Source organism: Gaoshiqia hydrogeniformans, assembly GCF_049347105.1.
Classification (GTDB): domain Bacteria; phylum Bacteroidota; class Bacteroidia; order Bacteroidales; family Prolixibacteraceae; genus Gaoshiqia; species Gaoshiqia hydrogeniformans.
Genome location: NZ_CP186334.1, coordinates 3046723 through 3068473, shown reverse-complemented (window position 1 = coordinate 3068473; position 21751 = coordinate 3046723). Strand labels below are relative to the sequence as shown.

At 46.3% G+C, this 21751-nt stretch carries 18 protein-coding genes; 5 read left to right on the top strand and 13 right to left on the bottom strand.

Going from position 1 to position 21751, the window contains the following annotated elements:
* Positions 1 to 3: 3 nt before the first annotated feature.
* From ftsZ to ACOIT5_RS12270, 13 genes are read right to left on the bottom strand one after another with little or no spacing between them, the layout of a single operon-like run.
* Entirely contained in the window at positions 4 to 1284 is a 1281-nt protein-coding gene (ftsZ, locus tag ACOIT5_RS12330; protein ID WP_423126464.1) for a cell division protein FtsZ, read from the bottom strand.
* Between the two features lie 18 nt (positions 1285 to 1302).
* Positions 1303 to 2598: a cell division protein FtsA gene (gene ftsA / locus ACOIT5_RS12325; RefSeq protein ID WP_423126463.1), complete on the bottom strand. Its 1296-nt coding sequence runs from the start codon at positions 2596 to 2598 to the stop codon at positions 1303 to 1305.
* A 5-nt stretch (positions 2599 to 2603) separates the two neighbouring features.
* Positions 2604 to 3353, bottom strand: a complete 750-nt coding sequence (locus ACOIT5_RS12320) for a cell division protein FtsQ/DivIB (protein WP_423126462.1) — start codon at positions 3351 to 3353, stop codon at positions 2604 to 2606.
* A complete protein-coding gene (gene murC / locus ACOIT5_RS12315) occupies positions 3346 to 4731 on the bottom strand; it encodes a UDP-N-acetylmuramate--L-alanine ligase (protein WP_423126461.1) in 1386 nt (461 codons plus the stop codon). The genes ACOIT5_RS12320 and murC overlap by 8 nt, the downstream gene beginning before the upstream one ends.
* A complete protein-coding gene (gene murG, locus ACOIT5_RS12310; protein ID WP_423126460.1) occupies positions 4728 to 5831 on the bottom strand; it encodes an undecaprenyldiphospho-muramoylpentapeptide beta-N-acetylglucosaminyltransferase in 1104 nt (367 codons plus the stop codon). Before murG ends, murC begins: the two co-directional genes overlap by 4 nt.
* A gap of 1 nt (position 5832) precedes the next feature.
* Positions 5833 to 7032: an FtsW/RodA/SpoVE family cell cycle protein gene (locus tag ACOIT5_RS12305; RefSeq protein ID WP_423126459.1), complete on the bottom strand. Its 1200-nt coding sequence runs from the start codon at positions 7030 to 7032 to the stop codon at positions 5833 to 5835.
* Between the two features lie 29 nt (positions 7033 to 7061).
* Complete coding sequence (gene murD / locus ACOIT5_RS12300; RefSeq protein ID WP_423126458.1) at positions 7062 to 8399, bottom strand: UDP-N-acetylmuramoyl-L-alanine--D-glutamate ligase; 1338 nt, start codon at positions 8397 to 8399, stop codon at positions 7062 to 7064.
* 2 nt (positions 8400 to 8401) lie between these two features.
* Entirely contained in the window at positions 8402 to 9652 is a 1251-nt protein-coding gene (gene mraY, locus ACOIT5_RS12295) for a phospho-N-acetylmuramoyl-pentapeptide-transferase (RefSeq protein ID WP_423126457.1), read from the bottom strand.
* A gap of 11 nt (positions 9653 to 9663) precedes the next feature.
* A complete protein-coding gene (locus ACOIT5_RS12290) occupies positions 9664 to 11121 on the bottom strand; it encodes a UDP-N-acetylmuramoyl-L-alanyl-D-glutamate--2,6-diaminopimelate ligase (RefSeq protein ID WP_423130613.1) in 1458 nt (485 codons plus the stop codon).
* Complete coding sequence (locus ACOIT5_RS12285; protein WP_423126456.1) at positions 11121 to 13238, bottom strand: penicillin-binding protein; 2118 nt, start codon at positions 13236 to 13238, stop codon at positions 11121 to 11123. The genes ACOIT5_RS12290 and ACOIT5_RS12285 overlap by 1 nt, the downstream gene beginning before the upstream one ends.
* Positions 13239 to 13607 carry an FtsL-like putative cell division protein gene (locus ACOIT5_RS12280; protein ID WP_423126455.1) on the bottom strand — a complete coding sequence of 123 codons (369 nt, stop codon included), beginning with the start codon at positions 13605 to 13607 and terminating at the stop codon, positions 13239 to 13241.
* A complete protein-coding gene (gene rsmH, locus ACOIT5_RS12275) occupies positions 13604 to 14506 on the bottom strand; it encodes a 16S rRNA (cytosine(1402)-N(4))-methyltransferase RsmH (protein ID WP_423126454.1) in 903 nt (300 codons plus the stop codon). The genes ACOIT5_RS12280 and rsmH overlap by 4 nt, the downstream gene beginning before the upstream one ends.
* Entirely contained in the window at positions 14506 to 14964 is a 459-nt protein-coding gene (locus ACOIT5_RS12270; protein WP_423126453.1) for a division/cell wall cluster transcriptional repressor MraZ, read from the bottom strand. Before ACOIT5_RS12270 ends, rsmH begins: the two co-directional genes overlap by 1 nt.
* A 301-nt stretch (positions 14965 to 15265) precedes the next feature.
* On the opposite strand from ACOIT5_RS12270, the gene ACOIT5_RS12265 reads away from it, so the two are divergent.
* The 5 genes from ACOIT5_RS12265 to ACOIT5_RS12245 all read left to right on the top strand — a co-directional run bounded on the left by ACOIT5_RS12265 (position 15266) and on the right by ACOIT5_RS12245 (position 21682).
* The gene (locus ACOIT5_RS12265; RefSeq protein WP_423126452.1) at positions 15266 to 16108 is read left to right on the top strand and encodes a 1-acyl-sn-glycerol-3-phosphate acyltransferase; all 843 of its coding nucleotides are present in this window, start codon (positions 15266 to 15268) and stop codon (positions 16106 to 16108) included.
* 72 nt (positions 16109 to 16180) lie between these two features.
* On the top strand, positions 16181 to 17143 hold the full coding sequence (locus tag ACOIT5_RS12260) for a GNAT family N-acetyltransferase (RefSeq protein WP_423126451.1): 963 nt from the start codon (positions 16181 to 16183) through the stop codon (positions 17141 to 17143).
* 731 nt (positions 17144 to 17874) lie between these two features.
* On the top strand, positions 17875 to 18096 hold the full coding sequence (locus tag ACOIT5_RS12255) for a hypothetical protein (RefSeq protein ID WP_423126450.1): 222 nt from the start codon (positions 17875 to 17877) through the stop codon (positions 18094 to 18096).
* A 129-nt stretch (positions 18097 to 18225) separates the two neighbouring features.
* The gene (locus ACOIT5_RS12250; protein ID WP_423126449.1) at positions 18226 to 18561 is read left to right on the top strand and encodes a hypothetical protein; all 336 of its coding nucleotides are present in this window, start codon (positions 18226 to 18228) and stop codon (positions 18559 to 18561) included.
* A 106-nt stretch (positions 18562 to 18667) separates the two neighbouring features.
* Positions 18668 to 21682 carry a M1 family metallopeptidase gene (locus ACOIT5_RS12245; RefSeq protein ID WP_423126448.1) on the top strand — a complete coding sequence of 1005 codons (3015 nt, stop codon included), beginning with the start codon at positions 18668 to 18670 and terminating at the stop codon, positions 21680 to 21682.
* Positions 21683 to 21751: the final 69 nt, after the last annotated feature.

Sequence of the window (21751 nt, the reverse complement as noted above, 5' to 3'; positions counted from 1 at the left end):
CTCTTAATCTTTATCACTAATTGCTTCATCCTGATCATCAAAAAAACGGTTAAACTGGCGCAGAAACCAGCCATCGGTACTTCCGCTTTCCTGTTTTTTTTCAGAGATCAGTTCGCCGGTTTGCTTGTTTTTTCGCGGCGAACTTTTGGTCGTTTTCATTTTACCGGTTTTCCGGTCTTGCTTGATGCCGACATCTTCAAAAAGGTGGCCCGAAAACCCGTTGTCGTCATCTTCAATGCTGATGTCGGCCCCTTGGGTCATATCCAGGACAAACTCTTCCTTTGATACGGGCGGCTGCAACAAGTTGCTCGGGTTTTTCTCGAAACGCGTAGCCGCGATGGTTACGCTGATTTTGTTGCCCAGTTTCCGGTCGATCCCGTTACCCCAGATAATGTTGGCATCCTGCCCGGCTTTATCCTGCAGGTATTCAATGATGTCGCCGATCTCGCCCATCGTGATCTCGTCATCGCCCGAAATAATATTGAGCAAAATATCTTTGGTACCGTAAATATCGTTGCTGTCGAGCAAAGGCGACTCCAGCGCATCGGCCACAGCCTGCATCGCGCGGTTTTCGCCTTCGGCAATTCCGGTCCCCATGATGAACACCTTACTGTCGGCCATCACCGTGTACACATCGGCAAAGTCGATATTAATATTTCCGTGGACGGTGATGATCTCGGCCACGCCTTTTACGGCTGTTCCAATGATATCATCCGCCTTTTTAAAGGCTTTCGAGGCCGGAAGGTCACCGTAAATGGTATGCAGTTTTTCGTTGCTGATCACCAACATGCTGTCGACATGTTCCTTTAATCGCTCCAGTCCGTCCATAGCCTGTTGAAAACGGCGGCGCCCCTCTTTCGGAGCGGGAACCGTTACCACGGCAATGGTTAATATATCCATTTCGCGGGCCAGGCGGGCAATTACCGGTGTTGCACCGGTTCCGGTACCACCTCCCATTCCGGCCGTAATAAACAACATTTTGGTCGTCCCTTCGAGCACCTTGCGCAGGTCCTCCAGGTTTTCAATGGCTGCCTGTTCGCCGTGCTCAGGCTGGTTGCCTGCGCCCCGTCCTTCCGTCAGGGTCACCCCAAGCTGTATTTTGATCGGCACGGGACTATTTTGCATCACCTGGGCGTCTGTATTGCAAATCAGGAAATCAACGCCCCGGATTCCTTCGTTAAACATGTGGTTGACGGCATTACAGCCGGCTCCGCCCACACCAAGTACCTTGATGATGGATGATTGCGATTGCTGCAATCCAAAATTTATAATTTCCTCAATCATAGGCGAGGATTTTACGGGTTAATACATCTCTGCATCCTGTTCGTCTTCGAAGAACAAGGTAACCTGGCGAGCCACTTGCTGTCTCATATTGCTGAAGAAACCAGGCTGAGTGTTTTTTGGTTTATTTTTTTTGATACGCATCCGGTTTTTGGGCGAATCGTTCTCCAAATCGTTCAAACCGGCCACTAAGAGACCCAATACCGTTGCATTTCGCGGATCTTCCAGTTCTTTCCACGGATGATCGAGCTTCAGCCGCGGAATACCTCGGCGGACGTCCATTCCCGTCCGGTATTTAATGAGCTGACTCAGGTTAGGCAACAAAGCCGTTCCACCGGTAAGCACAATACCTGCCCCCACTTTCTCGAGATAACCCGATTTTTCGACCTGAAAAAAGAAGGCATCAATAATCTCATCCATGCGTGCCTGGATGATAAAGGCCAGGTTCTTGAATGAAATTTCTTTGGGTTCCCATCCCGAAATACCCGGAATAGTTACCACTTTATCTTCGGGGGCGAAATCGCCCATCGCCTGACCAAACTGAACTTTCAGTGATTCGGCTTGCCGGGCCAGGATGGAACATCCTTCTTTAATATCGTTTGTTAAGACGTTTCCGCCAAAAGGGATGAGGGATGAATAACACAACACCCCGTCGTGATAAATGGCCATTTTGGTGGTTCCGCCACCAATATCCAGCAGGATCACGCCAGCCTCCTTTTCGTCGTCCGACAAGAGCACCTCGGATGAAGCCAACGGGTCGATCATGCTTTTTCTGACTTTAATCCCGGCCCGGTCAAAACACATTTTCAGGTTGTTTTCGTAGACCTCGGGAGCCACCAGCAGCTTAAAATCGACTTCCAGCTTTTCGCCGGCGATGCCCACCGGATTGGGGATGCCGGATTCCTGATCAATCCGGAACAACTGAGGAATTGCATGATAAATTGTATACCCCTCGGGTAAAGCTGTTTTTCGGGCATACTGAAACAGATGTTCCACATCTTCTTCGGTAACAATCTGTTTTTCGCCGATGTACTTTTCGGTTTTGAGCGTGAAGGTTTTCAGTTGTTGCCCTACAATATTGACATACACCTCGTTAATATCGGCATTCATAACATCTTCTGCCTGCCTGATCGCCTCGTGTATGGCCTTAAAGGCTTCTTCAATATTCAAAACAACACCACGTTTCACGCCCATCGAGCGGGTTTTGCCCACGCCCAACACGTCAATTCTACCGTCTTCGTTTCTTCGTCCGGCCACGACAACCACTTTGGTTGTGCCCACATCGACCGCTGCGATTATATTATTGCTTTTGCCCATAAGTTTTACTTTTTGGTACAAACAACCTGATTATTATATTTTACACTTATCTTCTTATATTTTCCCCAGCCGGTTTCCGGGAAAGTTTGATCGTACAAGGCCTTCAGATTTCTGAATTTCGCCTTAAAATCATCCGGTTCCCCAAACTCGACCAACTGGTCGCCAATCAGCGGCACCAGGGTCAGTTCTCCGTCGTCCTCCACATCAACCTGTTTAATCTGGGCTTTCCAGAACTCATTGCTTTCGATGTAACTCACGAAAGGCAGCAGGCGTTCCCGCGCAAATTTCTCGCCGGCTTTCCCGGTAACCAGCAACACATGCGAGGTAAATTTCGGATTGGCGGGAATTTTTACCCCGTCAGCATCCATATAAAAGTTTTCCTGGCCGCTGACAACCCGGAATAAAGGTTGGCGCTGAACAACCTCAACCACCAGTTTCCCTTTAAAGTTCATCCGGTCGCCGCTTACATGCCGGTATATTTCTGCATTTTTGATGGCCGCTGTTTTTTCGAGATGCCGCTCCAGTTCTTCCGTATTAATGGCTGACAGTTGTTTGCCGATCAGTTTCGGATCGGCCTTCCGGATAATACCTGCAATTTCGTCCTCGTCGATAAAACGGGGCGACCAGTCCGGAATAACCACGGTCAGCTCATTGCAATTCAGGCGGGACAACTTCCCGGAAGAAAATACCAGTGAACTGACGATCAATGCCATCAGCAAACCAAATAATCCTATTTGCAACAATCTCCTAAACATGGTCTTTTTCTTTCAAAAGTTGACTGACCGGCCCGACCAGGGTATCAATATCTCCGGCGCCCATCATTAACACGACACCGGGCTTCAGGTTCTCGGCCGCAGCCAGCAGTTCAGTCTTTTTAATCAGTTGTTTATACGGGCTGGTCAGTCGATCAAAAATCAACGCCGAACTGACTCCCGGAATCGGCTCTTCGCGGGCCGGGTAAATATCCAGCAAAATGACCTCGTCCAAATAGCTAAGCTCAAGTGCAAAACCATCGGCAAAATCCTGCGTCCGGCTGTACAGATGCGGTTGAAAAATACCGGTGATCCAACGTCCGGCAAACATCTCTTTCACCGAACGAATGGTTGCCTTCAGCTCTTCGGGATGATGTGCATAATCATCAATTAAAATGAAATTCCCGCTGCGATAGCGCAGATCGAAACGTCGTTTCACTCCCTGATATGATGACAGGGCTGTTTTCAACTCTGTTTCATCTACTCCGGCCAGTAAAGCCAGCGACGAAGCGGCAATGGCGTTCTCTACGTTCATCAAACCGGGATAACTTAATCGGATCCCGTTGATTTTTCCCTCCGGATGAACCAGGTCGAACCGGTAGGCCTCGTCTGCCAGGCTCAGGTTTTCAGCATAAAAATCGGCCTGTTCATTTAATGAATAAGAAAAATGACGGATGTGTGTATTGCGTTCCCGGTGGATGGGAAGCCCTTTTTTGGCCACAACCGCACCGCCGGTTTTCACCTGGGCAACAAATGCGTTGAACGATTCGATAATCGCCTGATGATTGCCATAAATGTCCAAGTGGTCTGCATCCATCGACGTGATCACGGCCAAGTCGGGGAACAGTCGTAAAAAGGAACGGTCGAATTCGTCGGCTTCGGCGACCATCCATTCGCTTTTAGCAGAAAGCAACAGGTTGGTCTGATAGTTTTTTGATATACCTCCCAAAAAAGCCGTACAATCCAGCCGCGAAGTTTTTAAAATATGCGCCAGCATGGTCGAAACAGTCGTTTTCCCATGTGTTCCGGCAACGGCGCATGTTTTGGCCTGGTTACAAATCAGTCCCAGAACCTCGGAACGTTTTTTTATACTGAACCCTTGCTGCTCCAGAAAGACCCGTTCTCCCAGATCAGCCGGGACAGCAGGCGTTAACACCACCAGTGTTTCTTCCTTCTTAAGCTGACCGGCAAGCCATTCCGGCCGATCGTGATAATGAATGGCAATTCCTTCGGAAACCAGCTCTTTCGTAAGTGTTGTTTCGGTACGGTCGTAACCCGACACCTGCAAACCGGCATGCTTAAAGTAGCGTGCCAGCGCGCTCATCCCGATTCCTCCGATCCCAAGGAAATACACCTGTCTGATGTCGTTTAAGCCGGTCATTTATTTTCTGTTTCGTTTAAAATTACGTTTACAATATCTGTTGTGGCCGTTGGCTTTGCCATTTTCAGGCAGTTGGCAGCCAGTTGAGCCAGACGCTCTTCGTCGTTCACCAGTGCAAATGCCTCCTGAAATAACCGATCGCCGGCTTCGGCATCTTTTACCAAAACAGCGGCGTCATTTTCGACAAGCGCCAGGGCATTTTTTGTCTGGTGATCTTCGGCCACATTGGGAGAAGGCACCAGCACCGAGGGCTTGCCCAACAGGCAAAGTTCGGAGATGGTTCCTGCTCCGGCCCTCGAAATGACCAAATCGGCCGCCTTATAGGCCAAATCCATGTTCGACAGAAATTCAAGCGGCTTCAGGTTATCGGGCAGCCTGCCTTGCACCCGCTCCATGATTTCGCTGTAATAGATTTTGCCTGTCTGCCACAGCACCTGGACACCGCTTTGCGCAATCAAATCCAGGTTGATCAGCACGGCCTCGTTCAGGCTACGCGCCCCCAGACTTCCTCCCACAATCAGCACCACCGGTTTTCCGGCAACCAACCCAAATTCGGTTAAAGCATCTTGTTTATCTACCGACTGTAATAAGTTTTGTCTGACGGGATTTCCGGTCAGCACAATTTTTCCGGCTGGGAAATAGCGCTCCATATTTGGGTAGGCCACGCAGATTTTACGCACTTTGGAGGCCAGCAATTTATTGGTCACCCCGGCGTATGAATTTTGTTCCTGCAACACAGCCGGCACTCCTTTCCGAACCGCGGCTTTCAATACCGGTCCGCTGGCATAACCGCCAACGCCAACCGCCACATCGGGTTGAAAATCATTAATCAGCCGACGGGCCTTCTGCATACTTTTATACAGCATCCAGAGAAAACGGAACATCTTCAGCGATGCTTTCCGGGGCAGGCCCATCACCGGAAGACCAACAATGGGATAACCGGCGGCAGGAACCCGTTCCATCTCCATCCGCCCTAAAGCGCCGACAAACAGGATATCCACACCGGGAACCCGGGCTTTCAGCTCATTGGCGATAGACAGCGCCGGGAAAATATGCCCTCCTGTACCTCCTCCGCTTATGATAACTTTCAGTTTCTTCATATTACAACTCCTGATCTTCGTCCGGCAAATTTACCATCACCGGCTGTTCTACGTTTTCTCTGTTTTTCTGATTGTGATAACTCACCGATAAGATCATTCCAAAAGATACCGCCGTAAACAACATGGATGTTCCACCCATACTAATCCACGGCAGCGGCTGACCGGTAACGGGCATCACCCCCACCGAAACCGACATGTTAATTAAGGCCTGAAATACCAGCAGCAACACCAGCCCGGCCGTTAAAAAAGCCGGGAACGTGCGGTTGCACCGCCTGACAATGGTTACCCCGCGGTATAAAAACACGAGATAGAGAAATACCACAGCCAATCCTCCCAACAGTCCGTATTCTTCAATAATAATGGCATAGATAAAATCGTTATAGGCGGCTTCCATGTAGTTACTCACTTCGCTTCCGCCGGGACCTTTGCCCAGCAAACCGCCCTCAAATACGGCCAAACGGGCATAATCGGCCTGTGTTGTTCCCTCTTCGGAGTCGGCATCGCCATAAATAAAATCATTCACCCGTTCTTTAAACGTATGCACCCGGCCAAATGACGAAGGCAGGTAATCGGCCGTAAAATAAACAACCGACAAGAGTAATAAGCCGGCCAGCCCCGTCATCAGTAAATATTTCATCGGAACGCGCGCAATCAGCATCAGCACCATGATGCTCAAAAAAATCAATACCGAAGTTGAAATGTTTCCGTAAAAAATGATTCCGCTCACCACGATTGTGGCGCCCATCACCCAGTAAAATGCCTTTTTCAGTTCCTCAGCCGTTTTTTGGCGTTTGGAAAGTATCTTCGCCACGAACATCACCAGGGAGATTTTTGCCAGCTCTGCCGGCTGAAAGCTGAAGAATCCCAAATCCAACGAACGGGGAGTCGGTTTGGCGGGACTTAGCTTAAACTGGACGATCGCAGCAAACAGGGAAAAGATGGTGATCATCAACAACAAAGGGGCTATCCAGGAATAAATTTTTACAGGAATAACATTCACCAGAAGGACCATCACCCCAAAACCCAACAAAATGAAAACCGTTTGCCTCACCAGGTAGTAGGCCGTTTGGCCACCGGCTTCGCGATAAGCCAGGCGACCGGTGGCGCTGTAAACCACCAGGATAGACGCGAGTGATAAAAACACCAAAACCACCCACAGAATCCGGTCTCCTCTAAATATTTTTCCCAATGAAAAGTCCATACTATCTTTAGTCTTCTCCGATTTCAATATTACAGTTCTCTGACCGCCATTTTAAACTGACGTCCGCGGTCCTCATAGTTTTCAAACAGGTCGAAACTGGCGCAGGCCGGCGACAACAAAACCACTTCGCCGTTTTTGGCGAGGTAATAGGCCGAACGAACAGCATCTTTAATGTCGCGGGTTTCGATAATATCCGGAACAATCCCCGAAAATGAATCGATAATCTTTTTATTATCCACCCCCAGGCAGATGATCGCTTTTACTTTTTCCTTAACCAGGCTGTGCAGGGCGCTATAGTCGTTGCCTTTGTCCACGCCTCCGGCAATCCAGACAATCGGACGGTTAATGCTCTCCAAAGCGTACCAGGTGGAATTGACGTTGGTTGCTTTCGAATCGTTGATAAACTCGATTCCATGCACTTTCAGAAAACGTTCCAGCCGGTGTTCCACTCCTTGAAAATCGGACAGGCTTTCCCTGATTTTTTCGTTCCTGATTTTTAACACCATTCCGGCAAGCCCGGCTGCCATCGAATTGTAGGTGTTATGTCTTCCCTGTAAAGCAATATCAAAAATAGACATAGTGAATGTGTTTTTTCCCCAATTAATAATGATGTTATTCTCTTTTGTACCGGCGCCGTTTTCAGGCGTTTCGTCCCAGCTAAAAGGCAGGCAGTTAGCCGGTATATTCCGTTTTTTCAGTTCTTCCCGGATCACCGGATCATCGGCGCCGTAAATAAAAAAATCGTCTTCCGTCTGATTTTGAATGATGCGGAACTTCGAGTCCACATAATTCTGCATGTTATACTCGTAGCGATCCAGGTGGTCGGGTGTGATGTTCAGCAAGACGGCTACATCGGCTTTAAAGTCAAACATGCCGTCCAACTGAAAACTGCTCAGCTCGATCACATAATAATCGAAATCTTTTTCGGCCACCTGCCAGGCAAAGCTTTCACCGACATTTCCGGCCAGGCCGACATGTAACCCGGCCGTTTTCAGCAGGTGATAAGTGAGCATGGTGGTGGTGGTTTTCCCGTTACTGCCGGTTATGCAGATGGTTTTCGCCCGGTTGTAGCGCCCGGCAAACTCAATCTCGGAGATAACCGGAACAGCTGCTTCTTTCAGTTTTTTAATGAGCGGCGCTTTGTCGGGGATACCCGGACTTTTGATTACCAGGCCGGCTTTCAGAATTTCGTCTTCCGAATGACGGCCTTCCTCGAAACGGATCCCTCGCGCCACCAAAGCGTCTTTATATTTTTCATTCATCGTTCCCGCGTCGGAAACGAATACGTCAAAACCCTGCTTTTTAGCCAGGATGGCCGCACCAACACCGCTTTCGCCTGCTCCCAATATGACCATTTTTGTTGCCACAGTTACCGCATTTTTAAAGTTGCAATTGTAAATACTGCCAAAACAATCCCCACAATCCAAAACCGGGTGACAATTTTCGGTTCCGGAATGCCCTTTTTCTGGTAATGATGATGGATCGGGCTCATCAGGAAAACCCGTTGTCCCTCGCCGTATTTTCGTTTGGTGTATTTGAAATAAGTTACCTGAATCATCACTGACAAATTCTCAATCACAAAGATGCCGCAAAGAATCGGGATCAGGATTTCTTTCCGGATGATGACGGCGAACACAGCCAGAATTCCGCCCAGCGCCAGGCTTCCCGTGTCGCCCATAAATACCTGGGCAGGAAACGAATTCCACCACAAAAAGCCAACCGTTGCCCCGATGAATGCCGCGATAAATACGGTGAGTTCGCCGATATGCGGGATATACATGATATTCAGGTAATCGGCATAAATGATATTTCCGCTCACATAGGCCAGTATCCCGAGCGTTACCCCGCTGATCGCCGATGTTCCGGTGGCCAGCCCATCAATGCCGTCGGTCAGATTGGCCGCATTGGAAACTGCCGTGATAATCAGGATAATTGCCAGGGCATAAACCAGCCAGCGCAAATAGTCAGCACTGTCGCCAATAAAACGGATTACCCAGGCGTAGTCGAACTCGTGATTTTTCAAAAAGGGAATGGTTGTCCTCGTCGACTTTACCTCCTTGGTTACAAAGCGGATTTCCTGCTGCCCGGTTTCGTTGTCGACCACAATTTCCTTCACAAAATCGCCTTTGGCGTTGCGCACTTTTTCGCGCACCACCACATCGTCGGACAAATAGAGCGTTGATGCCACAATAATTCCCAGGCTAACTTGTCCAAGTATTTTGAATTTTCCGGCCAGCCCTTGTTTATCTTTAAGGAATACCTTGATATAATCGTCGATAAAACCGATGATTCCGAGCCATATGGTGGTGATCAGCATCAGAATGATGTAGATGTTATTCAATTGTGCAAAAAGCAAGGTTGGGATAATGATGGAAGCCAGGATGATAATGCCCCCCATGGTCGGCGTACCTTTTTTCTGCATTTGTCCTTCCAGTCCCAAATCGCGGACTTCCTCGCCTATTTGTTTGGTTTGAAGCACCCGGATGAGCTTTTTACCAAACCCCATCGTAATAAACAGTGAGGTAATGATAGCCGCTGCCGACCGGAACGAAATATATTGAAGCATTCCCAGTCCGGGGATATCAAAATCTTTCAGCCATTCATACAATAAACTAACCATTGCTTTTCTTCTTATTGATTTGAATTAAATATTTCACTGACCACTTCCTTGTCGTCAAAATGATATTTCACGCCCATAATCTCCTGGTAATCTTCGTGCCCTTTCCCGGCAATCAGGATAATATCGCCCGGGTTTGCCAGCATGCAGGCTGTACGGATCGCTTCCTTCCGGTTTTCGATCGACAACACTTTTCTGCGCTGGTGGGGCTCCACTCCGGCTTCCATGTCGGCAATAATCTGCCCGGGAACTTCGGTGCGCGGATTATCCGATGTGAGAATGACCTTATCGCTTTGTTGCACCGCCTCCTTCGCCATCACGGGACGTTTGGTTTTATCGCGGTCGCCGCCGGCGCCCACCACCGTAATCACCTGCTCGGCCCCGGTCCGTATTTCGCTGATCCCGCTCAGTACATTTTTCAGGGCATCCGGGGTATGCGCGTAGTCAACAATGGCGTACTTTCCATCGGGCGAACGCAGGATTTCGAAACGGCCGGCCACCGGACGTAGTTCGCTCATCACCGGTAAAACGGATTCGGCTTTTTCGCCCAGCAACAAGGCTGTGGCATAAACAGCCATCAGGTTATAGGCATTAAAGATTCCGGAAAAGTGGGTCCACACTTCCCGTCCGTCGATATCCAGCAACATGCCGTCGAGGTGCTTCTCGAGCACTTTGCATTTAAAATCGGCCAGTGTTTTTAAGGCATATGTTTTTTGTTCGGCCTTTGTATTTTGCAGCATGACCTTGCCGTTTTTCTCATCGCCATTCGTCAGGGCAAAGGCGGAGGCCGGCAGTTGGTCAAAGAATTTTTTCTTCGCTTTCAGGTATTCCGCAAAGGTTTTATGGTAGTCGAGGTGATCGTGTGTCAGATTGGTGAAGATACCGCCGTCGAAAACAATCCCCTTGATCCGGTCCTGATCGATCGCGTGCGAGCTGACTTCCATAAAACAATATTCACAGCCGGCATCCACCATTTGAGCCATCAACGACTGGATCTGCAGCGCATCAGGCGTTGTATGCGAGGCCGGGTATTCCTCATCACCCACATAATATTTAATGGTTGAAATCAATCCGGCGTTATAGCCCAGTTTTTTAAATAAACGGTAAAGCAGCGTGGCAATCGTGGTTTTACCGTTTGTTCCGGTAACGCCAACCACGTTCAGGTTTCCAGACGGATTCCCGTAATAATTTGCTGCCAGAATGCCCATCACCGAAGCGGTATGTTCCATTTTTACCAAGGTGGCAGCACCGGCTTCCACGTCGCTTCGTTCGGCAATAATCACCGATGCCCCGTTTTCGACAGCCGCGGGGATAAAGCTATGTCCGTCGACATGCGTGCCGCCAACGGCAATAAACACATCGCCCGGTTTTACTTTGCGCGAATCAAAATGCAGCTGACCGATTTCGGTAGAAAGGCTCCCCGAAACCAGCTCGAACGTCAGGCCTGATAATATGTTCTCCAATGTTCTCATCAACTCAACTCCAAATAAATAGTTTGACCTTTCTTTAATTTATTCCCTGCCGGCAACGACTGTTTCCGTACTTTTCCCACGCCGCTCAATTTCACATTCAGCCCAGACTTTTCGAGCAGGTACAAGGCGTCGCTCCCGCCCATGCCGGTTACATCGGGCACCAGTCCGTCGCGAATGGTAATCGCGGCAATCTCCGGTTTTCCCGTGGTTGTTTTTACCCGTATTAACTCCGAATCGGCTTTCCGTGCATCAAGATCCAGGTTCAGCGCTTCTGAAGCTTCTTTAATATCGTCTTTAAAACCGGCCTTTACGACCGGCGCTTCGGCCGGCAATTCCTCTTTCGGCGAACGCGGGTCCAGAAAAGAAGCATATACTTTGGCCACAACCTCTTTAAAGACCGGACCAGCAACCGAGGCGCCGTAATACTTTCCTTTGGGCCCCACGATGACCACGATGACCGAATATTTCGGATCGTCAGCCGGGAAGTATCCGGCAAACGAAGCCTGGTAGTTTTTCCTGCCGCCCTGACTGTACCCTTCATTGTTGTAGGCCACCTGGGCAGTCCCGGTTTTGCCGGCTATCGGGAAATAGGGGTTATTCAAGGCCTTTCCGGTGCCCTCGCTGCACACGCCCTGAAGTAATGCCTGCGTTTTGGCCAGTGTAGCTCGTGAACAGATTGACGGACTGATCACATCCGGTTTAAATTCTTTCACCAACACGCCGTTTTCACGAACTTCTTTTACAAACCGGGGTTTAATCATGCGCCCGTCATTAGCGATGGCATTATAGAAAGTGAGGGTTTGCAAAGGTGTTAGTTTGATTTCGTAACCATAGGAGATCCATGCCAGGGAAGGCCCCCACCAGCTGTTATCTCCCGGATATTTGATATAGGGTACCCCTTCTCCGGCAAATCCAAGTCCAAGGGGTTTATTCAATCCAAAGTTGTAAATGCGGTCGATAAAATCTTTTTCCTTCCCTTCGTAATGTTTGGTGATAATTTTTGCCACTCCTACATTTGAAGAAAGCTCAAAAATACGCTTCATGCTGATCTTCCCGTGACCGCCGCGACCGTAATCGCTGTCGTATATGGTTTGTCCGCGGTATTCCCAGCGGCCAATTCCGGTATCAAAAACATCGGTGGTGTCCACATAACCATCTTCCATCGCCACCATCATGGAAACCAGTTTAAAGGTTGATCCCGGCTCGCTGCAGCCCGCATGTCCCAACGCAAAATTGTAGGTTTCGGCATAGGTGCCGTCCTTTTTAAGCCCCAGGTTGGCAATGGCTTTTACCTCGCCGGTTTTAACTTCCATCACCACCGCTGTCCCCCACTCTGCCTGGGATTCGCGCATTTGCCGCATCAACGCATTTTGTGTAAAATCCTGCAGGTTTACATTGATAGTGGTAATGATGTCTTTCCCGTCTTTTGGGTCAATAATGGGCACGTCAACCCAATGACCGGACAAATTCCGTTTCAGGGCCAGTCCGTTTTCGCCGGCCAGGTAACCTTCCATAATCCCTTCGATGCCCGAATAACCAACATTCCCGTGAATACCGCCAAAAGCTCCTTTATTTAAGGTACCAATGGTGCGGCTGGCCATATCGCCATGCGGAAGAATTCGCTCGCTTTCACCAACAACAATCAGTCCCGAGCCAAAATGGCTTTTCTTCATCATACTCAACCGTTTAAATTGCTGAAGCTGATTATAGTTCACTTTCTGCGGATGGATCAGAAACCAACGGTTGCCGGCTTTGTACGCCTTCGTCAGGTTTTGTTTGAATTGCGCTTTAGACACCTTAAATAACTCGGCTACCTGTAACGAAAACTCGTCGGCATCATCATTGAAAACACGTTTGACGCGGGGAGCTGCCAGATCGAGCCGCAGTTCGTAATAAGGGACCGATGTGGCCAGGATACTTCCGTCGTCGGCACAAACATTGCCGCGTTTAGCGGATATTTGGGCGGTGTTGCTTTTCAGATCTTTGGAAATCTGTTTCCACTTCCCGGTTTCGACAGTTTGGATCATAAATGTTTTGACCACAATGATGACGCCCACCAAAACAGCCAAAAAATAAATAATTCCAAAACGAAAAGTTATGTCTTTCCTGATTTCCATTTAATCCCGATCCGATTTTTTTACTTTTATTTTACGTGCAGGCTCCTGGGGTTCAACCAGGTTCAGCCCGCTGTCTTTTACCTTGTTTGTAATTTCCGAAGGCCTGTTCATCCGCATCAGTTCAGTCTCGAAGGTGATTGATTCGGCTTTCAGCTCTTTAATCGAATCCTGGGCCACCTCAATTTGTCTCATTGTTTTTTCGGCCCAGTACCGGTTCGTGATGAGCAATATTCCCAGAAATACCACAAAAAAAACAAAAGGCATTTGCTTCATCACCTGCTCGCTGGCCAGCAAATTACCTCCCAAAAAGGATTTCAGTCCGCTTTTGCGGGCTTTGCTTTTTTCATTTTTTGGCGCTTCTTCTGTCATCGTTTTTCTGCAATTCGTAATTTGGCGCTCCGGGCCCTTGGGTTCCGCTCAATCTCTTCATCGCCGGGAATCATGACTTTGCGGTTGACAGCTTCCAGACCGGAAGTAACATTGCCGAAAAAGTCTTTTTCCTGTTTCCCCTCAAAATTTCCGGTACGGATAAAATTCTTGACCAGCCGGTCTTCCAGCGAGTGGTAGGTAATCACCACCAGGCGTCCTCCCGGCTTCAGCAGTTCTTCGCTCTGCACCAGAAAATCTTTCAGCACATCCAGTTCGCCATTGGTTTCAATGCGCAAGGCTTGAAAAACTTTGGCGAGATATTTTGTTTCATTTTTCTTCGGAACACATGAAGCAATAGCGCTTTTAAACTGATCGATGGTACGAACCGGCTGAACCTGCCGCGCTTCAATCAACTGTTTCACCAACCGGCGGGCATTTTCAACTTCGCCGTATTCCAGGAAAACCCGGATCAGCGTTTCTTCGTCGTACTCATTAATGACCGATGCCGCCGTTTTCGAAGCGTCCCGGTTCATTCGCATATCCAGGTCGCCCGGAAAACGAAAGGAGAATCCGCGTTCAGCCACATCAAAATCATGGGACGAAACCCCCAGGTCGGCCAGGATCCCGTCGACTTTTTCCACCTGATAATAGCGCAAAAAATGACGGATATACCTGAAATTATGACGAATAAAATAAAAGCGGGGATCATCGAACGCGTTTGCCGCGGCATCTTCATCCTGGTCAAAAGCAAACAGGCGGCCGTCCGAAAGCTTGTTCAATATTTCGCGTGAATGCCCGCCGCCGCCAAAAGTAACATCCACGTAGTCGCCATCCTTTTGAATGTTCAGCCCTTCGATGCTTTCATTCAATAAAACCGGTATGTGGTAAGCTTGTTCCACTACAATTCCTCCAAATTTCCAAAATGCTTGTCAAATAACTCTCCATATCCTCCCATCGATCCAAGATAAGCCTCGTATTCCCCGGCATCCCACAGCCTGATCCGGTCGCCCTGGCCTACAAAGACTACCTCTTTGGCGATACCCACTTTTTCAAGAAAGTTGTTCGGAAGATTCATCCGGCAACTTTCGGGGACCTGAATAATTTTGAAACTCCGGTAAATTAAATCGAGCAAACGGCTTTGCTCACGATTGTTCCGATTCAATTTTCCCTTCAGAAATGCCAGGCGTTTTTCCCAGATCTCCGTCGGGTAAATGTTCAGGCATTTCTCATACGGATCCAGCTCGATGGTCAACTGACCACCGGGAATCCCGCCTCCCATCTCGTTTTTGTAATCGGCAGGCAATACGACACGACCTTTTTCGTCAACGGTTGCGCTTTTTTCTGCTGAAAAATCCATGAGTTAATTGCCTATTTTTCAATTGTAAAATTAGCAAATTCTTTCCCAAAAATCCACTTTCAGTCACTTTCAGTCACTTTTTTCCACCTTTTCAAATAAAAAAAATGTTTATTTCCTGTTCACAACTCCACTCAAAACGTTAATATCTATCCAGACATTGCTTATTAACAAGAAGTTCGATAGCTCAAATAAATATCAACAACCGTTAATAAATCAACTCCGACGGGCAAAGTTATAAACAATCGCCATCGAGGTTCAGCGTAGCGATAATTTTTCTATTTTGCGGATAAAAAACACGCCCATGACAGAACATATACGCAGCGAAATAAAGCCGATCGACATTGAAGCGCTGTTCCGGGAAAAGAACCCAAAACTGGCCAGGCTACTGCCTGGTTTCATTTACCGGTACATCAACCGGATTATGCACATCAGCGAAATCAACGAAATTATACTAACGTACGGGCACCAGGAGGGAATTGATTTTGCCAACAGCACCGTTCAATATTTCAACGTCAGCCAAAAAGTTTACGGGCTGGAGAATGTCCCCCGTGAAGGTCGGTTTATTTTTGCAGCCAACCACCCCCTGGGCGGTTTCGACTCGCTGTTACTCATGCATAATGTATACAATCAAATCGGGGAACTTCGCTTTTTGGTGAATGATGTGCTGATGAAGATTTACCCGCTGAAGAGTATTTTTGTGCCAATCAACAAGCATGGCGGACACAACCGTGAAATTGCAGAGATCATCCACCGCGAGTACAGTTCCGATGTTCAAATCCTGATTTTCCCCTCCGGTTTCGCATCCAGAAAAGTAAAAGGAAAAGTAACCGATTTGGACTGGAAAAAGCATTTTATCCAAAAAGCCATCGAATACCAGCGCGATGTGATCCCGGTACATATCAGCGGCCGAAACTCAAACTTTTTCTACAACCTGGCGAACCTGCGGAGTTTTCTTCGGATAAAATGGAACCTGGAAATGTTCTTCCTGTCGGATGAAACATTCAGGCATAAAAATCAGGAATTTACCCTCACATTTGGCAAACCGATATCGTATAAAAGGTTTGACAAAACAAAAACGCAAAAACAATGGGCCGACGAAGTCAAAAGAATTCTTTACAGTTTACCCGGCCAAAGAAACAAATGAAACCCGGGTAAAAGAACATTCTTTTGATATTTTTTTTAGCTTTGTAGCTCATTTTTATTAAGCATACCAAGTATGAAGGAAATTGCTGCACCTGTAGCGAAAGATGCTATTCTGGCGGAGCTTACCCCGGAAAAGTTGTTGAGAAAAACCAATAAAGGTGCCAATGAGATCTATGTGATCACTCATCATGACTCTCCCAACATCATGCATGAAATTGGCCGACTTCGGGAAATCAGTTTTCGCGATGCCGGCGGTGGAACGGGAAAGGATTTGGATATTGATCAATACGACACCTGTGAGAATCCGTATAAGCAATTAATTGTATGGGATCCGGATGCCCGGGAAATACTCGGAGGCTACCGCTACATCACCTGCAAAAATTTGCCTTTGGATGAAAACGGAGAAGTAAAACTGGCGACTTCACGCCTGTTTCATTTTTCCAAAGAATTTATCGAGAACTACCTCCCCCACACCCTCGAACTGGGGCGTTCATTTGTTCAGCCCGACTACCAGTCGAGTAAAGCAGGGGCCAAAGCGCTGTTTGCCCTCGACAACCTGTGGGATGGCTTAGGAGCGCTAACGGTCGATCATCCGGAGATTAAATACTTTTTTGGCAAGGTGACTATGTACACGCATTTTAATATCGATGCACGGAATTTAATTTTGTGTTTCTTCTCCAAATACTTTCGCGACCGCGACAACCTGGTTACCCCCAAAAGACCAATTGATTTACGTTTGGACATGGAAACTATGGAGCAAATTTTCTCCGGCGGATCGTACAACGAAGATTATCGCATCCTGACACATAAAGTCAGGGAGTATGGCGAAAATATTCCGCCGCTGATTAATGCTTACATGAACCTCAGTCCTTCGATGAAAACCTTCGGAACTGTACTGAACGACCGCTTTGGCGACGTGGAAGAAACGGGAATCATTGTGACGATTAAAGATATTTACGAAGTAAAAAAAGACCGTCATATCGAAACTTACATCCGGGAGAAGGACGACAACAACGTGTTCCCCGAAGTGAAGTAAGCTTCATCCTAACACAACGGCATCACAGTAAGCGACCGTCTCAAAACGAAATTTGGGACGGTCGCTTACTAAAGTGCAATACTTAAGAATCCAACCTGATTTTTTTGCTAAAGCTGGGGCGCCGAAGACCTGCAATCTTCCATTGCTATATTGGTATCTGGAATTAAAATCTGTCTTTGTACAGATCATATCCTAAGCCTTTCCCTGCAGGATATAACGCATCTGACAGTATTCCCAAGTCGCATTTTTAGATGCTGCAGCATCAGAGTAGTTTTTCCGGCGCCACGGGGCATTTGACTCCAATCATCCGCTGTTTCTAATTGATCCGGTTATGCAAATGCCTTCTGAAATCATTTCTCCCCGGTCGTACACGATTTTCCTGAAATTCAAATAGGATATCCGTATTTCTGTCGTTTCAATACGACAAATAAGGTGCTAAAATGTTGATTAAAATTGACATTTTAATCGTCTCAAATAAACGAATCAGCCGGATCTTTATAATATTCAAGTTCACAGATTGATGGTTAAATTTAAGTAAAAGTGCCGCCTCGGTTCTGAAACAACCTCTCAGATTAAATTTTGAATTCAAATGTTATCTCCATTCATTTTATAATATTTATACAAAATGTGTGAATGATGTAACTCTTATTCCGAATTGTGTAATACTTCCCGGCACGAATGGACAGACCTTTGAATCTGTAGAAATTTGTTCACAAAATAAACAGTTAAAAATGAAAAAGACTTTGGGAATTATGCTCGTCGTACTTGGAATACTTATGGTTGCATACACTGGTTTTAATTATGTAACTAAGGAAAAGGTGGTTGATTTGGGTCCGATTGAAATAAACAAGGAAAAAAATAATACAGTAAAATGGCCGCCTGTTGTCGGAATTATCCTGATAGTTGGCGGAATAACTGTAATTGTTCTTGACAAAAAAAAGGTCCATTTCTGAGAAATGTCGTAAGGCAAATCAAATTGCCAAATGTGTGAATGATGTAATTTATACCAAAGATTGTGTAACAAGCTTCAGGTGCTCGATAATTACCTTTATTCTAATTTATAAATCTTAAAAAATATCAAAATGAAAAAAACTATTTTTTTAGTACTCGCAATGGTGTTTGTTTTGAGTTCATCAATTGCATTTGCCAGCAAAAAGGACAGAACCGCTGATTCAGAAAAATTGGCAGTCCCGGTAAAAACGGAGAACAAACTATCTGAAGAAGAAATTACCCGTTTAACAAATCGCATCGAAGAAATCCGGAAAATGGATAAAAGCGACTTGACAGCTGAAGAAAAAAGTGAACTGAAGAGTGAGCTGAAAGAAATGAAAAAAGATGTAAAGAGATCGGGAGGAACCATTTATATTGGTGGAGCCAGCCTTATTTTAATTATCATCTTAATTATCCTTTTGGTTTGATTCTTAAATTTCCTTGATACAAAGACAGACAGATACATACACTAAAAAATATTTTTGAAATGGGAAATTAATAATGAATTTCTTCTTTCTGTTTTCAATCAAAAAAATGAAGGAAATTAATTCGTGTACTAATAAATTGAAAGTATTTCTACTCAACGTAACTATCAGGCAGATGATGTTCATTTGCCTGTTTTACTTTGGATCGTTTTCAAGGGTTTTATCTCAGGAGTATTTTCAGCAGGAGGTCAATTATAACATTCAGGTATCTCTTAATGATAAGCGACACGAACTAAATGCATCCGAAACCATCGAATACATCAACAATTCGCCCGACACCCTCTATTTTTTATATTTCCATTTGTGGCCAAACGCTTATTCCGGCAACAACACCCCATTGGCCAAACAACTGTTCCGGTTAAACGGGAAGGCAAGGCTGTTCGATATCCCTGAATTGAAAGGTTATATCGATTCACTCGACTTTAACGTAAACGGCAAACCGGTGCACTGGAATTTATTGCCCGACCTGCCCGATATCTGCAGGATACTTCTGAATGAGCCCTTATTTGCTGGTGACACAATATTAATTTCAACCCCATTCCGGGTAAAAATTCCCAAAGGAGTTACGTCAAGGTTGGGGTACATTGAGCAATCCTATCAAATATCGCAGTGGTACCCAAAACCGGCAGTTTATGATCAGGATGGCTGGCACGAGATGTCTTATTTGGATCAGGGAGAATTTTATTCGGAATTTGGAAATTTCAATGTAAGCATCACATTGCCTGACAATTACATTGTAAGTGCAACAGGAAACCTGCAAAACCGATCAGAAATTGAAATGTTAACTGCATTAGCAGCCGACACTTCATGGATAAAAACTATCAACATTCACCGAGATGATTTTCCGGTTTCATCAGAACAGGTGAAAACGCTGCATTACATCGCAGAACAGGTACACGACTTCGCATGGTTTGCCGATAAACGGTTTCATGTTTTAAAAGGAAATGTTACGTTACCGGAATCCGGCAGGGAAATTACTACGTGGGCAATGTTTACGAACAAACAGGCCCACCTTTGGAAAGAGTCTCTGAATTATGCGAATGATGCCATTTCGTATTATTCAACTAAAGTGGGCGATTATCCGTATCAGAATTTCACTGTGGTCCAAAGTGCGCTGAGTGCCGGATTGGGTATGGAATACCCCGGAATTACCGTGATTGGTCTTGTTGAAAATGCCTACTCGCTTGATGAGGTAATTGCCCACGAAATTTGCCATAACTGGTTTTACAGTTCGCTGGGATTTAATGAGCGGCTTTATCCGTTTATGGATGAAGGAATAACCAGCGCTTACACCGCACGTTACATGAATGAAAAATATTCCCAAAAGAAGTTTTGGGAGGTCTGGTTTAAAAACCGTAAACCGGCTGTATTTTTACATATTGACCAATTGCCTGTAAAACGGTTGCAGGAACTGGAATGGCTGGTACAGGCCCGCAGTAACCTCGAACAGCCCATGAACCTGCCGGCAACCGAATTCAGCGATTTAAATTACAGCATTATCCTTTACAATAAAACCGCCATCGCCTTTAATTATCTGCGGGCTTACCTCGGAGATTCACTTTTTGATGCGGCCATGTATGAGCATTACCACAACTGGATTTTCAGGCATCCCCGGCCAGATGATTTACGCACCGAATTTGAAAACCTTACAGACAAAGATTTAACCTGGTTTTTTGATGATTTAATTGGTACGACCAAACGCCTGGACTATAAAATGGTTCGCGTGGAGAACAAACAACTGCTTGTCAAAAATAAGGGGAAACTGGTTTCGCCGCTGGTCATCGCCGGCATGACCGGAGATTCAATCTTTTTTGAAAAATGGGTGGATGGGTTTGCGGGACAAAAATGGATTGAACTGCCCGAGGGTGATTATACAGAAATAAAAATCGACCCCAGACATGAAATGCCCGAAATTTTCAGGATGAATAACAATATCCGGAAAACCGGTGCTTTTCCTAAGGCAGATCCCATACAAACCCAACTCCTCTTTACCGTTGATGATTCCGAAAAACACACACTGATGTATTTTCCGGCAATAAACTGGACCCGGGAAAACGGGTTTATGGCAGGGTTGGCGCTCCATAACGGCTTCATCATTCCAAAACCGGTGGAATATTTTGTGATGCCCTTTTATGCATTCGGCAATAATGATCTGGCAGGGTTTGGCAAGGTGACATATAACATTACGCCGTACGCTAAATTCGTCAGACTGGCCGCAATTTCGTTCGAAGGAACCCAATTCGGCGCACCGGCTAACCAAAACTACAAAAAGTTAAAAACCGGCGTTGATTTGTATTTCAGAAGCCGAAACATGAGTCACTCGTTTAGCCAAAAAGTATTTGGAAATTATATTGCTGCTTCCTCCCTCTATCAGATTGAACTTGGGCAAAAAGCAAAAATGAGTTCTTATTTGCAATTTGGTTATCGGGTGGAGCAGCAGCGGTCAATCAACCCCTTCAGCCTGCAGGCGACATTGGAAACTGGGAAATCTTACCAAAAAACTTCGCTGGAATTTAATTACAAAATCAGCTATTACGGGCTATCCCAGGGATTGGATATCCGGTTCTTTGCCGGGACAATGCTGAAAAACGAATCGGATATTTCGTTTTACGCGTTTTCAGCAGGTGGACGAACTGGCCGTGAGCAATATCTTTACCAGGGATCGTACCCCGACCGTTTTGCCGTTTTCCCAACCAATTTCTGGTCGCGGCAAATGAGCCTTTCTGAAGGCGGACTGGTTTCACCGGTTAACGATAGCCTGGGTTTTAGCCAGTGGATTATTGCCTTATCGTTCACCAGTAATTTGCCGGAAAAGATAAACCGGTTACCAGTTAAACCTTTTGTTAACCTTCTCCTGAATGACCATACTTTTGGAAAAAGTAATGATTCCCCCATCTTTTTTGAAACGGGCTTAAAAGCCGGAATATGGGACCTTTTCGAAATTCATTTCCCTTTGGTGGTTTCCAAAAATATTGATTTAATAAGCGGGCCATTCAAAAACCGAATCCGGTTTGTTTTTTCACTCGATTCAATTAAAAAACTAAAAATGACTCCAAGAAAATAATTCTGATTTCCCAAATGTGTGAATCATGTAACGATTAACCGGAATAATATAATTACCCCCAAATTTAGG